The sequence below is a fragment of the Paraburkholderia dinghuensis genome, from assembly GCF_003837865.1.
GTDB lineage: Bacteria > Pseudomonadota > Gammaproteobacteria > Burkholderiales > Burkholderiaceae > Paraburkholderia > Paraburkholderia dinghuensis.
The window spans coordinates 39807-54834 of the sequence record NZ_RQIS01000002.1 but is presented as its reverse complement, the minus strand read 5'-3'; the positions used below and the strand labels follow the sequence as shown (position 1 = coordinate 54834).

The 15028-nt window shown below is 65.5% G+C and carries 12 protein-coding genes and 2 pseudogenes; 9 read left to right on the top strand and 5 right to left on the bottom strand.

What is annotated here, in order from left to right; genetic code table 11:
* Positions 1-2: 2 nt before the first annotated feature.
* Positions 3-128 (bottom strand): annotated as a pseudogene (locus D1Y85_RS03195) (IS3 family transposase); the annotation flags it as partial.
* A gap of 352 nt (positions 129-480) precedes the next feature.
* Between D1Y85_RS03195 and D1Y85_RS03190 the strand changes: the two are divergent.
* Positions 481-762: pseudogene (locus D1Y85_RS03190) on the top strand (transposase); the annotation flags it as partial.
* Positions 763-993: 231 nt separating this feature from the next.
* Here D1Y85_RS03190 and D1Y85_RS03185 read toward each other — a convergent pair.
* Positions 994-1713, bottom strand: a complete 720-nt coding sequence (locus tag D1Y85_RS03185; protein WP_246024755.1) for a TetR/AcrR family transcriptional regulator — start codon at positions 1711-1713, stop codon at positions 994-996.
* A 116-nt stretch (positions 1714-1829) separates the two neighbouring features.
* Here D1Y85_RS03185 and D1Y85_RS03180 point away from each other — a divergent pair, with 116 nt between their 5' ends.
* Positions 1830-3329, top strand: a complete 1500-nt coding sequence (locus D1Y85_RS03180; protein WP_246024754.1) for an MDR family MFS transporter — start codon at positions 1830-1832, stop codon at positions 3327-3329.
* Positions 3330-3353: 24 nt separating this feature from the next.
* On the opposite strand, the gene D1Y85_RS03175 is transcribed toward D1Y85_RS03180, so the two are convergent.
* On the bottom strand, positions 3354-4763 hold the full coding sequence (locus D1Y85_RS03175) for an aminotransferase-like domain-containing protein (RefSeq protein ID WP_221410261.1): 1410 nt from the start codon (positions 4761-4763) through the stop codon (positions 3354-3356).
* 130 nt (positions 4764-4893) lie between these two features.
* Between D1Y85_RS03175 and D1Y85_RS03170 the strand changes: the two genes are divergently transcribed.
* The 4 genes from D1Y85_RS03170 (at position 4894) to kch (ending at position 8890) form a co-directional block, all read left to right on the top strand.
* Positions 4894-5802 (top strand): DMT family transporter, encoded by a 909-nt coding sequence (locus D1Y85_RS03170; RefSeq protein WP_124149594.1) that lies wholly within the window; start codon positions 4894-4896, stop codon positions 5800-5802.
* A 122-nt stretch (positions 5803-5924) separates the two neighbouring features.
* Complete coding sequence (locus tag D1Y85_RS03165; protein ID WP_124149593.1) at positions 5925-6467, top strand: GNAT family N-acetyltransferase; 543 nt, start codon at positions 5925-5927, stop codon at positions 6465-6467.
* A 138-nt stretch (positions 6468-6605) separates the two neighbouring features.
* Positions 6606-7454 (top strand): mechanosensitive ion channel family protein, encoded by an 849-nt coding sequence (locus D1Y85_RS03160; RefSeq protein ID WP_124149592.1) that lies wholly within the window; start codon positions 6606-6608, stop codon positions 7452-7454.
* 227 nt (positions 7455-7681) lie between these two features.
* Positions 7682-8890 carry a voltage-gated potassium channel protein gene (gene kch / locus D1Y85_RS03155; RefSeq protein WP_124149591.1) on the top strand — a complete coding sequence of 403 codons (1209 nt, stop codon included), beginning with the start codon at positions 7682-7684 and terminating at the stop codon, positions 8888-8890.
* A 15-nt stretch (positions 8891-8905) separates the two neighbouring features.
* On the opposite strand, the gene D1Y85_RS03150 is transcribed toward kch, so the two are convergent.
* Entirely contained in the window at positions 8906-9469 is a 564-nt protein-coding gene (locus D1Y85_RS03150; RefSeq protein WP_124149590.1) for a putative glycolipid-binding domain-containing protein, read from the bottom strand.
* Positions 9470-10193: 724 nt separating this feature from the next.
* Between D1Y85_RS03150 and D1Y85_RS03145 the strand changes: the two genes are divergently transcribed.
* Complete coding sequence (locus tag D1Y85_RS03145; RefSeq protein WP_124149589.1) at positions 10194-11198, top strand: cytochrome d ubiquinol oxidase subunit II; 1005 nt, start codon at positions 10194-10196, stop codon at positions 11196-11198.
* 147 nt (positions 11199-11345) lie between these two features.
* Positions 11346-12125 carry a hypothetical protein gene (locus D1Y85_RS03140; RefSeq protein ID WP_124149588.1) on the top strand — a complete coding sequence of 260 codons (780 nt, stop codon included), beginning with the start codon at positions 11346-11348 and terminating at the stop codon, positions 12123-12125.
* Between the two features lie 179 nt (positions 12126-12304).
* Here the strand turns inward: D1Y85_RS03140 and D1Y85_RS03135 are convergent, their stop codons facing one another.
* Positions 12305-12982 (bottom strand): methyltransferase family protein, encoded by a 678-nt coding sequence (locus tag D1Y85_RS03135; protein WP_124149587.1) that lies wholly within the window; start codon positions 12980-12982, stop codon positions 12305-12307.
* Between the two features lie 512 nt (positions 12983-13494).
* Between D1Y85_RS03135 and D1Y85_RS03130 the strand changes: the two genes are divergently transcribed.
* Complete coding sequence (locus D1Y85_RS03130) at positions 13495-14982, top strand: carbohydrate porin (protein WP_124149586.1); 1488 nt, start codon at positions 13495-13497, stop codon at positions 14980-14982.
* The last annotated feature ends 46 nt before the right edge of the window (positions 14983-15028 follow it).

Here is a 15028-nt window from a genome sequence, read left to right as displayed (position 1 = left end):
ATCTCGTTGTAGTGCTCGTACGCGATGGTCAGATTGTGTGCAGCAGTGGCGGCGTCCGGCTTCAGCATGAAGGCGAAGTAATCGCACCTCATCGTTTTCACGAAGCGTTCACCCATTCCGTTACTTTGTGCGCCGAACGTGAAGTATCCGTTCGCCGACGGCGGTAGACGACCGCACGGCGCTGATGGCTCCGGCGGCAACGCTTGATCTGATCGTCGAGCCAGTACGTCACGATGAACAGCAAACCGGCTTTGCCGTGTCGCTCCGCTAGCGTCGACGGGTCCGCGACTATGAGCAACGCACCGGCTGTCCGACGCCACGATTCATATCGCGATGGGGAACCCGTTACTACGAAGAATCTCCTATCCGTGATCTTGCAGACGGGTTCCTGGCAGGCTGTTGAAATAGCTCCCCCGTAGTCATCCGGGCCGGAGCGGTAAATGTTGAAACGAGGGACCCGACAACATTGAGATCGAATCTATGCGCGGAGCGGACGGCTACACCGAGGCGATGTTCACAATGGCGAAGCGGGACGACTTCGTGCCTGCCAACCACCCGTTGCGTCCGATTCGTATCTGGCTGAACGACGCGCTCAAGCGCATGGAAGCGGTGTTCGCGCGCATGTACAAGAGTGACGCGAAGGGTGGCCGCGCGAGCATCGCCCCGCAGAAGCTGATTCGCGCATTGCTGTTGCAGGTACCGTATTCGATTCGAAGCGAACGCATGCTGACGTTGAAAATCTCCTGCGACATGCAGTTTCGCTAGTTTGTCGGCATGGCGATGGACGATGTGGTGCGAGACTCGCTGGGTAGTCGAGCGCACGCATGCCTGGTTTGCGGGTTTCGGCAAACTGCGCATTCGCTTCGAGCGTCGCCTCGACATTCACGCGCGTTGCGATCCGTGAGGCGAACGCATAAGCGACTCTAAAATGGGGTCTATCAACAACAGCGCAGCCCGTTGCAGGCCGCAGCGGCGTTTTCACACGTTACCGGACTAATCCTGCGCGCCCCCGGCATCACGAGCAGGACCGACGCCCTGCGTGATGAGCGCCACCGCATGCCGCGCGATCTCGCGTGCGCCCAGTTCGCGGCGCACCGGATCGTTTCGCCAGACGCGCGATGTCGCGAGCGGCAGCAGCGTAAGACCAAGCAGTGAATGGAACAGCAGTGTGGGCTCGAGCGCTGCGTTGAGCCGCCCTTCGCGCTGCCAGCGCGCAATCGCGGCGTGCGCCGTCACCTGATTCGACTGACCGTAACGCTCGTGCATGCGCTGACGAAGCAGACCGCCTTCGCTGATCACTTCGCGGACCCACAGCGGTGCGAACCACGGATACCGCTCGCCGACCTCGACGAACCGTTCCGTGAGCAAGGTGAGCGCGGCCACGGGATCGTCGGGATGGTCCTCGAAGATACCGCCCATCGCTGCGCGCACGGGCACGAAGCGCTCGTCGATCAACACGTCGATCAGTTGATCGCGCGTCTTGAAGTAGTAGTGCACCATCGCGGGCGTGACGCCCGCCTCGCGGGCAATCGCGGCGAGCGAGGTGTCGAGGATGCCCTGGCGAGCGAACAGCGCCAGCGCCGCTTCGATCAGACGCGTACGCTGCTCCGCACCACCCGCGCCGCCAGTCGGCCTGCCTGGGCGGCGCGCGGCGGGTGTTTCCGGCGCTTCGGGTGCTGCGCTCACGCAGCCGGCCGTATCGGAGTCGTTCATCCTGTAACTCGCTCGTAACACCGCGGCCTTTGACCGCATGGGGGAATTCGACTAATATTAACTTTTGCGTTAATTAATTTCAAGCCAAGCCGATGGTAGCCGCCCCGGAACGCCCCATGCCGCACCCAAAAGACGCCGCAACTGCTTCCGGCCATCCGCCGATCCGGCTTCTCTTTCCGGCGCTGCTGCTGGTAATGCTGCTCGCAGCGCTCGACCAGACCATCGTCTCGACTGCGCTGCCCACCATCGTCGGCGAACTGGGCGGGCTCGACCGGCTCTCTTGGGTCGTCACGTCCTATCTGCTCACTTCGACCATTGTCGTCCCGCTTTACGGGAAGTTCGGCGACCTGTTCGGCCGCAAGATCGTGCTGCAGACCGCGATCGTCATCTTCCTGGTCGGTTCGGCGCTGTGCGGCATCGCGCAGGACATGATGCAACTGATCGTGCTGCGCGCGGTACAGGGCATCGGCGGCGGCGGGCTCCTCGTCGTGACGATGGCCGCCATCGGCGATGTGATCCCGCCCGCGCAGCGCGGCAAGTACCAGGGCCTGTTCGGCGGCGTATTCGGCCTCGCCACGGTGGTCGGGCCGCTGCTCGGCGGCTTTCTCGTCGAGCATCTGACGTGGCGCTGGATTTTCTATATCAACCTGCCGCTCGGCGCCGTGGCGCTCGTGGTGATCGGCGCCGTGTTCCGGCCGCACACCGCACACGTCAAACACGTGATCGACTATGCGGGCGCAGCGTGGCTCGCCGCCGCCCTCACCTGCCTGATCCTCTTCACGAGCCAGGGCGGCACCATCCTGCCGTGGACCTCGCCGCAACTGTGGCTCACGCTCCTGCTCGGCTGCGTTTCCGTAGCAGGGTTCATTCACGAGGAAAAGCACGCCGTCGAGCCCATCATGCCGCTCGAACTGTTCCGCCATCGCACGTTCCTGCTATCGAGCCTGATCGGCTTCATTGTGGGCGTCTCGATGTTCGGTTCGATCACGTTCGTGCCGCTCTATCTCCAGGTCGTGAAGGGCTCGACGCCTTCGGTGGCCGGCATGCAGATGTCGCCGATGATGGGCGGACTGCTCGTGATGTCGATCGCCACCGGGCGCATCATCAGCAAGATCGGCAAGTACCGCGTGTTTCCGATCGTGGGGACTGCGCTCGTCGGCATCGCGATGGCGCTGCTCGCGCGGCTTTCGATCGATACGCCGGTCGAACGCATGTATGTCTATCTCACCCTGCTCGGCTGCGGGCTCGGCATGGTGATGCAGGTGTTGATCCTCGCCGTGCAGAATGCCGTCGAGTTCCGCCACATGGGTGTGGCCACGTCGGGGGCGACGCTGTTCCGCTCGATCGGTGGATCGATGGGCGTGGCCGCATTCGGCGCCGTGTTCTCGCACGGGCTTCAGTCGCGGCTCGACAAAGTGCTCGGGCCCGATGTCGAACTGCCGAAGCCGCTCACGCCCGAGGTGATCCGTCACTTACCGCCCGCCCTGCATGCGGACTATCTCAACGCCTTCGCGGGCGCGTTGCACACCGTCTATCTCCTGGCAGCGTGCGTCGTTGTGTTTGCTTTCGCATTCGCCTGGCTGCTCCAGGACATTCCGTTGCGCAAGAAGCACTGACGACAAGGGGCCTGCGCCTCGCCGTCAGGCCGGTTGTGCGCACCGCTCCATCGCGCGCTGAAGTGTTTCGTACACCTTAGGGCGATTGCACTGCGAGACATTGAAGCGCAGAAAATCGCCCGCGCTGTGCGAGACACTGAACACATTGCCCGGCGCGAACACCACGCCCTGCTTCAGCGCTTCACGCGCCACCTCGGCCGCATCGAGCCCATCAGGCAGGCGCGCCCACACGAACATGCCCGCCTGCGGCTGCGTCCATGGCGTGACACCCAGCGCACGCAGACGCCGCAGCGAATCGCCCATCGCGTCGGCGAGCCGCGTGCGCAGCGTGTCGAGATGGCGGCGCCAGGTGCCGTCCACGAGCAGCCGGTAGACGAGGTCGGAAGCCAGTTCTCCGTTGCCAAACGACACAGCGAGCTTCAGATCGACGAGCGCCTCGACCCAATCGGCGCGCGCGGCGATGAAGCCGCAGCGCGCCGCCGCCGTCATCGTCTTCGAAAAGCTGCCGATCGTCACGACGCGCGCGAGGCCGTCGAACGCGGCGAGACGCGGCGCGGGATCGGTCTCGAAGTCGGCGAAAATATCGTCTTCGACGATCAGCAGGTTGTGCTCTTCCGCAAGCTTGAGTAGCCGGTGCGCAACCGTGGGCGCAAGCGTCGCGCCGGTGGGATTGTGGATCGCCGAGTTGGTCACGTAGAGCCGTGGGCGATGCTCGATCAGCGCGTGCTCGAACGCGGCGAGATCGGGACCGGTGGGCGTGTAAGGCACACTCGCCACACGCACGCGGTGCGCGCGCAGGAGCGCCTGAAAGTTGAAGTAGCACGGGTCGTCGACGAGCACCGTGTCGCCCGGCTCCAGCAGGAAGCGGCACACGAGGTCGAGTGCCTGGGTGCCGCCGTCCGTCAGCAGGATCTGCGCGGGGGCGGCCTCGACGCCATGCTGTGCGAGTCGCCACGACAACTGCTGGCGCAACGCGGGCAGGCCGAGCGGCGATGCATAGTCCGTGAGCGGCGCGTTCGGATCACGGGCGATCGCGCGCAGCGCACGCCGCACGGCGTCCTGCGGCAGCCACGATGCCGGTAGCCAGCCGCAGCCGGGACGCAGCGCGCGCGTATCGGTTTCGAGCGACTGGCGCGTGAGCCACAGCGGATCGATCTCGCGGTCGATACGCGGCCCGAACGCGCCGAGCGCAAGCGGCGGCGCGTGGCACGCGACGTAGAATCCGGAGCCGCGTCGCGCGACCAGCGCCCCCTCCGCGACCAGCCGTTCGTACGCCTCGACCACCGTCGATTTCGACACACCCAGTTGCTCGCTCATAGCGCGAATGGACGGCACGCGCGCGCCTGCCGCAAGCGAGCGCGCGGCGATGCGCAAGCGCAGCGTTTCCATGACGTGTCCGACGCGCGTGGCCGCGCCAGTCGCAGTGTCTTCCATCTGTACTGCTCCGTGTCCAATACAGTTTGAACAAATTGTACTGATCTGTAGCTTACATCGGGTGCGAGCTTCGCGCATCATCGTCCGCAGGCTCCATCACTTCCGGACGATTGCACCGCCCCACTGGACCATGCGCAAACCTCTCAACTCCACGACCGACGGCTGGCTCTGCGGCCTCGCCGGCGTCCTGATCTTCAGCGGATCGCTGCCCGCCACGCGCGTCGCCGTGCTCGGCCTCGCGCCGCTCTTCGTCACCGGCGCCCGCGCCGCCATCGCGGGCGCGCTCGCCGCACTGCTGCTCGCCCTCTTTCGCGCCGCGCGGCCCGAGCGTGGCGAAATCGTGCCGCTCATCGTCGTAGCGCTCGGCGTGGTCGTGGGCTTCCCGCTGCTCACCGCGCTCGCGCTGCGCCACGTCAGCTCGGCGCACGCCATCGTCTTCATCGGATTGCTGCCGCTTGCCACCGCAATCTTCGGCGTACTGCGCGCCGGCGAACGCCCGCAGCCCGCGTTCTGGATCTTTTCGGCGCTCGGCAGCGCGGCCGTGGTCGCGTTCGCCGTGCGCCACGGCGTCGATGCTTCGCCGATCGGCGACGCGCTGATGCTCGGCGCGATCGTCGTCTGCGGGCTCGGCTATGCGGAAGGCGCACGGCTTTCGCGGCGACTCGGCGGCTGGCAGGTCATCTGCTGGGCGCTCGTGATCTCCTTGCCCGTCATGGTTCCGCTGGCGTGGTGGACGCAGCCCGCGGCCTTCGACACCGTAAGCGCCGCGGCGTGGTGGGGACTCGCCTACGTGTCGCTCTTCAGCATGCTCATCGGCTTCGTGTTCTGGTATCGCGGACTCGCACTCGGCGGCATCGCGGGCGTCGGGCAACTGCAGCTGCTTCAGCCGTTCTTCGGCTTCGTGCTCGCAGCGCTCGTGCTGCACGAAACCGTGCCGCCCGAGATGATCGGCGCGACCGCTGCCGTGATTGCCTGCGTAGCCGGTGCGCGCCGCTTCGGCCGTGCGTCGCCCGTGGCCGCCGTGGTACCGCGCGCCTGAGCCTTTGCCCGAGGCCGGGCGATATTTTTGGCGCGCTTTGAATCTGCCGTCGCGCAAGGCATAGTGGACGGCGCCGGTGTGACTCAGCGCGCCGGCGCCCCTGCCACTGGACTTTCGACGTCATGCCCCCCTCTACCGTCGACGAAACGCACCTGCGCGACGCCACGCCCGACGACTTCCCCGCGATCGCCGCCATCTACGCGCATCACGTGCTGCACGGATCGGCCTCGTTCGAGGAAACGCCGCCCGATCCCGACGAACTCCTGCGCCGCCACGCCACCGTGCGCGGCAATGGCCTGCCGTGGATCGTCGCGGAAGTTGAAGGCAAGGTGGCGGGCTACTGCTACGCCACGCCCTACCGGCCGCGTTCGGCGTACCGCTACACCATCGAAGATTCGATCTACGTCGATCAATCGTGCCGCGGGCGCGGCCTCGGCCGCATGCTGCTCAAGGCGCTGATCGAGCGTTGCGAAACCGGGCCATGGCGCCAGATGATCGCCGTGATCGCCGACCCGCGTGGCGGCTCGGTGGCCCTGCACGGGAGCCTCGGCTTCGAGATGGTCGGCACGCTGCACGCAGTCGGATTCAAGCACGGCCAATGGCGCGACACGACGCTCATGCAGCGCGCGCTGGGCGCGGGCGCCGCCACGTTGCCCGAAGTCTGAGCCACAAGCCGAGGTCCTGAGCCGCCGTTCGTGCCGCTGGCGCCGCTAGAATAGTCCGTTCGTCCCGTGCCGGCCGCACGCCGGCACGCTCCCGCCACCGTGCGCCCGCGAGCGAGCGCCGACGACAAGGACACGCCGATGGAATACCTCCTCAACCAAGTTCATCCGTCCAACTGGAGCTTCCTGTGGGACGCGCTCAGCGCCTTCGGGCTGCGCCTCGCTGCTGCGCTAGCGATCCTGTGGATCGGATGGTGGATCGCCCGCCGTATAGGCCGCTGGTTCTCCGGACAAACCGGCATCGACGCCACGCTGCGCCCGATCGCGCGGGACTCCGCCGCGTGGGGCGTGCGCATCGTCGCGTTGATCGGCGCGCTGTCGCAAATCGGCATCCAGACCGCGAGCATCGTCGCGGTGCTCGGCGCGGCCGGTCTCGCCATCGGCCTCGCGCTGCAGGGCACGCTGCAGAACATCGCGGCCGGGATCATGCTTTTGCTGCTACGGCCGTTCAAGGTCGGCGATTTTATCGACGGCGGCGGTGCGGGCGGCGGCAACGTCGCGGGGACAGTCGAGGAAATCAATCTCTTCACGACGCGCCTGACGAAACCCGACGGCATCTGCGAATACGTGCCAAACAGCGCGCTCTGGAGCAACTCGATCCGCAACTTCAGCCGCAACCGCACGCGCCGCCTCGACCTCGAAGTCGAGGTCTCGGTGCGCGACGATGTGAGCCGCGCGATCGACGCGCTGCGCGCGCTCGCCGACGCCGACCCGCGCGTGCTGCCCACGCCCGCGCCGCAGGTGATGGTGATGCGCTTCGACGACAGCACCGCCGTGCTCAACATACGCGTCTGGTCGAATACGGACGTGTTCTGGGACTTGCGCTGGGATCTGTCGCGCAAGGTGCGTCAGACGCTCAACGACGCGCAATGCTCGCTGCCGCTGCGCACGCGCGAGCTGCATATCGTGCAGGCGCAACAGACGCAATGAGGCGGCCTCCCTCACGCAGCGCAAGACGCGTCGCGCGGCGGGCTGACCGCTGCAGGCCGGGCTGCTAATATCGCGTCAGCCCGGCGCCTGCGCGCGCCGCCCTACGTCTCTACGTATTCGCATTCGCACCGAACCGGCAAGCCCTCGGCGATACCTTCGATGACCCCGATCCCCCTGCCGCACCAGCCGGACGCGACCCCACCCGCCGCACACGCGGCCCGAAAGCGATGAACACGCTCGTGAACCGCTTGCGCCGCTTCGCGGGGCACGCCGCGCCGCACGGCTATCTGGCGGTGCTGCTCGTGATCAACGGACTGATGCTACTGCGCCCGGTTGCCGAAAAGGCGCTGCTGCACACGCGCGGCGGCTGGTTCCATGACTGGATCACCCTCTTCGATGCGTTCGGCCTGCTCGCGCTGCCTCAGGCCGTGATCGCCATGGGCCTCACGATCATGGCGATCGGCGTCGCGCTGCGCGCACGCCTCGCGTGGGTCCTCTCGCTGATATTGCTAGCGGCCGCGGCTTTCATAAGCGTACGCGGCGACTATCGCAGCCTGCCGCTCCTTGCTTACACGGTGGCGCTGGCCGCCGCACTGCTCTACTACTGGCGTCAATTCGACCGCACGAGCCTCGCCGCCAGCACATTGTTCGCCATCCTGAGCATCGGCTCGCTGATGATCTATGCGGTGTTCGGTTCGCTCTACCTGGGCGAAGACTTTACGCCGCCGATCCGTAACATGACCACGGCGTTCTACTTCTCGATGGTGGCAATGTCCACGGTCGGATTCGGCGATATCACACCGCACTCGGACACCGCGCGGCTCTTCACGGTATCGGTAATCGTGTTCGGCATCACCATCTTCGCCACGTCGATCACCGCCGTGATCGGCCCCGTGATCGGAGGCAAGCTCAAGCACATCGTGAAGGGAGGGATTTCCAACGTGACCCGCAAGAACCACTACCTGATCGTCGGCACGACGCCGCTCGCGCATAACGTCTACGCGGGATTGAAAAAGCGCGGCTATGCGGTCACCGTGATCGTCTCGGCAAACACGACGCACACGTACCCCGAGAGCGCCGATCTCGTCGTCGGCGACGCCAGCGACACCGCCATCCTGCACAACGCAGGCGCGGAGGCCGCGCTCGCGGTGCTAGCGCTGCGCCTCGACGATGCCGAGAACGCCTTCGTGATCCTCGCGATCAAGGACCTGGCGCCGAAGGTGCGCACCGTGGCGCTCGTGAACGACAGCCGCAATCTGCAACGGCTGCGACTGCTGCAGCCGGACATGGTGTTCTCGCCGCAACTGCTCGCGGGCGAACTGCTCGCGCGCACGCTCAACAACGAGACCATCGACAACGACCTCATCGAGCATCTGCTGTTCGGCAAGAACGGCGCTCACGCAGCCGCGTCGACGCCGCCGAAGTCTTCCGCGTGAGGACCGTCCGCAGCGTCAGCGCTTGCGTGCGGGCGGCGGCAGGCGTCGAAAGAGCGTGGGATAGTCGATCACGAGGCCGTCCTCGTCGACGCGCAGGTCTGCTGTGAACTTGCGGAAGATCCCTTCGTAACGGTATTCGCGATCGGGTTCGATGCAGACGTAGGCCTGCTCGACGCGCACGGGCCGCAACTCGGGCGCGGCGATGTACACCACCTGGATCGGACGACGCTCGCCGCGTTTCAGACCGAGGCGGCGGATGGGCAGCGAGTTCGTGAACGGCGTGGCGGCGATGTCGATGTCGATGCAACCCTCAAGTGCGTCCAGCGTTCGCCCTTCACCGTCGCGCCAATGGCCCTTGCCGTCGCCGTGGATCGCGAGCGACGCGCCGCCCATCACGCGAAACGCCGCGTAAGTCGCGCGCCATTGTGCGTCGCAATGAACCGTGTAGCACAGGCCGTAAGCCTTGCCGTAACGCTGCCCGATCACCACGCTCTCCACGCGGATCGCGTCGCCGCTCGCATCGAACGCCAGATGCTCGATGCCCTCGCCTTCCTCGGATTCCCAACGCACGTGGCGCATCGTCTGTCTCCTCGTTGGCCGTGCCGCGTTTATCGTAGCTCACGACGCGCCGCGCGGCGCAGCAAGTGCCGTGCTTCCGCTACTGACTGTCGTGGCCCAACCCTGAGTGCCCGCGTCCACGCCCACTGAAAATGGGCGGCATGCTGCAGGTGCCGGCGCCGCTGGCGGACGCGGAGCGCACGACCGAACAACTGCGCGACATCGCAGAAATCTGAGGACCGGCACGCGCCGATCCAATTCCGGGGCAGCGCATTCTTATATAGGTAGCATTCCTTATATATTCAAATGGCATACGGGAGCCCGGTGCAATTCGCGCGCGGATGCAACTCACCCGTGACCGCCTTATCGGAATCCGCCGCCACGAGGGCGGATTGATTCCCCTGCGCCGCAGGGTGGCGTATTGCCACATAGTCCGCTTCGCGCCGCATCGAGCATTCCGCAATAAACTGATCGCTATCAATGCGTTATCGCAGACCTCCGCGACCAGAAGGTTGACTCGTGCGGCAACCTGGCACACGCCTGCGCACAACAAAACGCTTGCAGTTCACCTACCCTTACGCGTATCTGTAGTACGTTGCACTGCTCGCGCGTCCGACATCGGCTGCAGTGCAGGGTTTTCCCGGTAGCAAGCATCAGGCATGGACATGTACACGGCATTCCCGGACTTCACACAGCAAATCGACGCACAAACCCCTCCCATCCGCCCATAAGGAGGCAAGCCAGAATGGATGTGACCGTCATCTGGGCCGCGATCATCGCGCTCGGCGTGTTCACGTACGTCGTACTGGACGGCTTCCATCTGGGCATCGGCATCGTGTTTCCGTTCTTTCGCGACGAGCACGATCGCGATCGCATGACGAACACCGTCGCCCCGGTCTGGAACGGCAACAAGGCCTGGCTTGTGCCGGGCGGCGCGGCGCTCTTCGCCGTGTTGCCGGTCCTGTACTCGCCTCTTCTCTCTACGCTTTATCTGCCGCTCGCGTTCATGCTCGCGTGCCTGATTCTCCGCGGCGTTTCGATCAGGAACCGTGCGAAGGCCGATCGCACGAAGCCACTGTGGGACCGCGCGTTCACCGGCGGATCGGCGGGCGCCGCGTTCTTCCAGGGCATCGCGCTGGGCGCATTCGTGCAAGGTATTTCCGTCGATACCGGCACCCACGCCAGCATCGCCACGGGGTGGCTCACGCCATTCAACCTGTTCGCGGGGTTCGGGGTTGTCGCCACCTATGCGCTGCTCGGCAGTTGCTGGCTCTTCGCCAGAACCGACGCGAATCTGCAGCGCCGCCTGCACCGGCTCATCTGGCCACTCACGATGGTGCTGCTCGGCTTCGTCGTGCTCGTGAGCGTGTGGACACCGCTCGCGCACGCGTCGATTGCCACGCGCTGGTTCGATGCGCGGCTTTTCTTGCGGCTCACGCCGGTGCCGTTGCTCGTGCTCGTCTGCGGCTACTGGATGCACCGCGCTATACGCGCGCGCCATCGCAGCACACCGTTCTTCGCGGCGCTCGGTCTCGTGGCACTCGGCTATCTGGGGATACTCGTCAGCGTCTGGCCGTACGCGACCGCGCACAGCGTCACCCTCCGGCACACCGCCGTGCCGCACTCGAGTGAGATGTTCGCGCTGTCCGGTGCACTCGTCATGCTCCCCGTCGTGATGTCGTACACGACGTTGGGTTGCCGTGCCTTGCGCGGCAAGGTACGTCACGGCGGTACCGGCCGCTATCTATGACCGGCGTCTGGCCGGCGCGGCCTCGCTAGCCGCTCACGGTCCCGAGGCGCCTCACACTGTTTGCGCAGAAGTGAGCGCAAATGCCTGCGCGACCATCCCGCGCCCGCGCTAGACTGTCGACCATCCGCCACTCCCGCGACAACAACCATGCAACAGATGACCTTCGGCGAATGCGTGAAGCGCACATGGGCCAGCGCCCGCGAAGCCGCCACGCAGATGCCCCTCCTCATGCTCGGGGCCTTCCTGGTTTATACGGTGCTCGCTTGCGTGGCGTTCGCCGGACGTCCCATGCCCGGCGAGGGCGAAATGCCATCGGGCGGGCTTGTGTTCGCGGCCAACATCGCGTCGCTGCTCAATTCGATCGTCTATATCGGGTTCATCGTCAAGATCCACCGCTTCGTGCTGCTGCGCGAAGGCGCCGTGCCGCTGCTCCCGCTCGGCGGCAAACCGCTCGCACGCGTGTTCGGCGTGGGTCTACTCATTACGCTCGCGCTCGTCGTGAGCGCGCTTGTCCTCTATGCCGTGCTGCGGCCGCACTATGCCGGGGGTGTCGCGTTTATCGGAGTCGTCGTCGGTGCCGTCTGGATCTTCGTCGCGGTGCGGCTCAGCCTGCTCTTTCCCGCGATCTCCACCGGCAGCCGTATCGATCTGCGCGGCGCCTGGCACGACAGCAGCGGCCACTTCTGGACCCTCTTCGGCGTGCCGTTCGTCGCCGTACTGCCGCTCGTGGCATGCGCGATCGTCGCGCTGATTGTCCTCGGCGTGGCCGGTGTCACGCCCGCAGCCATCGCGTCGCCGTCATGGCTCCTGCTGCTTGCCGCCGGTCAGAGCGTAGGGAATATCGTATTCGCGCTCATCACGTCGGCGGCGCTCGCATTGCTCTACCGGCGCTACGCCAACCGGCTGCCCGCGCCGCCCGACGCTTGATGCGGCCAGCCGGAGGTTGCCGCGTTCCGAAACCGTAGCCTGGATCCGTTGCGCCGTCCTCGATACTTATACCGAAGCGGCGCGCTCGCCAGTAAGCCGATGCAATCCCCTCACTACGACGAGGGTTTGGGTCCGGATACGCGGCAGCGCAAGCGAACGCCTCGCACGAGGTTGCTGTACTACCAGATCCCCGGCACGAATCGATAGCGCACGCGCTGCAGATACTCGCGATAACCGGGCAATCCCTCGGCGAGCGTGCGCTCTTCCTTGACCGCGCGCCAGCCGATACCGGCCACCATCAACGGCACGCACGCGAGTCCCCACCACGAGCCAAGCATGAGCGGCGTGCCGGCCAGCAGCAGGATCGCGTAGGAATACATCGGGTGCCGGATGTGCGCGTACGGACCGGAGTCGCTGAGCGTGTGCCCGCGCTCGCGCTGGATTGCGACGACGGGCGACGCGTAGCGATTCGCCGCGAATACGCCACGTGTGAAATAGATGTCGAGAAACACGCCGATGGCGCCCAACACCCTGAGCCAGAGCGGCACGTGCGACCAGGAAAAGCGCACGGCGTCGAAGCCGATCAGGCACAGCCACGCGCACCAGCCGACCGTCACGACCATCATGAACACCCGGTCCCAACGGCTCTGGCCGCGCTGCGCGAATGGCGACATGCGCTCGGCGAGCAACCCCGGATCGACACGCTGGAGCCACACACCGATCCAGATACCGCACGCGGCCCATTCGAGCAGCCAGAGCCATGCCGCGAGCCACGCGAGCGTGCCCGCCGAGCCGAACAGCAACACGCCCATCCACGTGAACCAGGCGGCCGTCAGCCAGATCATGCGTCCGATCATCGTTTCCTCCCCGATGGTCCGTCGTGCCTGCAACGGCGCTCAGTAGCCCGCGCCACTTCCCGCCGTTCGCGCAAGGCGCGCGCCTGTGCCGAAACCCGGCGTGCCGACACAGTTGCCGCAGCGCAGCACGGAACGTCATAATCCGTGCGCACGAAGTGGCGACCGGGATCGCAACGGCCACTCGCATCAGCCCTGAACACCCGAACCCACGAAACCGGGACACGCACAGCAAGCACGAGCGTTCATCGTTCGATGATATTCGACTTCCGACGACCAGACGCATGCCCCGCTGTCCGACGTTCGAGGCCTGAGAACACGCACAGACAGGCTTCTGTCATTTTCTGGACGGCTCTCCGTATTATTTATACGAATCATTCTCATTTGCATTGCGCGACTCGTCACTGATGACTACAATGGCTTTCGTCCGCTCCCGCGTTCCCGCGGAGTGACTAGAGAATTCATATGCAGCGGTGCCTGCGTCGACGGCATCGACATAACCAATAAGGCTCTCGATGAAGTTCTCCTCTTCCGCTCGTCCCGCCGCATCGCACGGCCACGGGGTCCAGCGGCATCAGCCGGCGCTGCGCAGGCTCGCGTTGTCGGCGGCCTTCGCCACCCTCGCAAGTGGCGCCGCGCAGGCGCAATCCACGCCCGACGCCGCCCCCGAAGCCCCCGAAGCCGATCTGGCCATCAAGGCGCAGCCGTCCGGTTTCTGGACCGGCTTCTGGACCCGCGAGAACATGCTCGGCGACATGGGCGGCCTGCGCCCGTGGCTCGGCAAGTACGGCGTTTCGTTCCAGTTGACCGAGACCAGCGAATATCTCGCGAACGTGCGCGGCGGCCTGAATCGCGGCGGCACGTATGATGGCCTCACCACGGCGACCGTCCAGGTCGACACGAGCAAGGCGCTCGGCATTCCGGGCGGCCTCTTCAATATCAGCGCGCTGCAGATTCACGGCACCAACCTGAGCGAGCGGAACCTCGGCACGCTGAACACCGCGAGCGGTATCGAAGCGCCGGCCTCCACGCGCCTTTGGGAGATGTGGTACCAGCAATCCTTCCTCGACAACAAAGTCGACGTGAAGATCGGTCAGCAAAGTATCGACCAGGAATTCATCACGAGCCAGTATTCGGCGCTCTTCGTCAACACGATGTTCGGCTGGCCCGCGCTGCCCTCGTACGACATGCCGTCGGGCGGCCCGGCTTATCCGCTCGCGGGACTCGGCGTGCGCGTGCGCGGCAAGATCACGAACTCGCTCACCGGTCTCTTCGGTGTGTTCTCCGGCGATCCGCTCGGCAACGATCCGGATAACCTTAGTGGTACGAACTTCAATCTGCACAACGGCGCGCTGTTGATCGGCGAGTTGCAGTACGCGATCAACCAGCCCGCCGAAGGCGACCTCGTGCGCGCGTCGGGTCGCGGCCTACCGGGCACCTATAAGCTCGGCTTCTGGTACAACAGCAACTCGTTCGCCGACCAGCGCTTCGACAACACCGGCCTCTCGCTGGCCAATCCCGCAACGACCGGCATTCCGGCCCAGCACCGCGGCAACTACAGCATCTACGCAGTCGCCGACCAGACCGTGTGGCGGCCGAATCCCGACGAGCCGCGCAGCATCGGCGTGTTCGCGCGCGTGATGGGCGCGCCGGGCGACCGCAACCTGGTCGATTTCGCAGCGAACCTCGGCGTCGTGATGAAAGCGCCGTTCGCGGGCCGCGACGACGACAGCATCGGCCTCGCCGCCACCTATATCAAGGTCAGCAATTCGGTCAACGGCCTCGACCTCGACAACCGCTTTTTCCTGAATACCCCGTATGGCGTGCGCACGCAGGAAACGACGCTCGAGGCGACCTATCAGTATCAGGTCACCCCGTGGTGGCTGTTGCAGGCCGACGCGCAGTACACGTTCAACGCGGGCGCGGGCCGGAACCCGGTGAATCCGCAGGCACCGTTGCCCAATACGTTCGTGATCGGCATGCGCACCAACATCACGTTTTAAGCCTGCGCCGGGACAACCGATCGATACACATTCGATTTCCAACAAC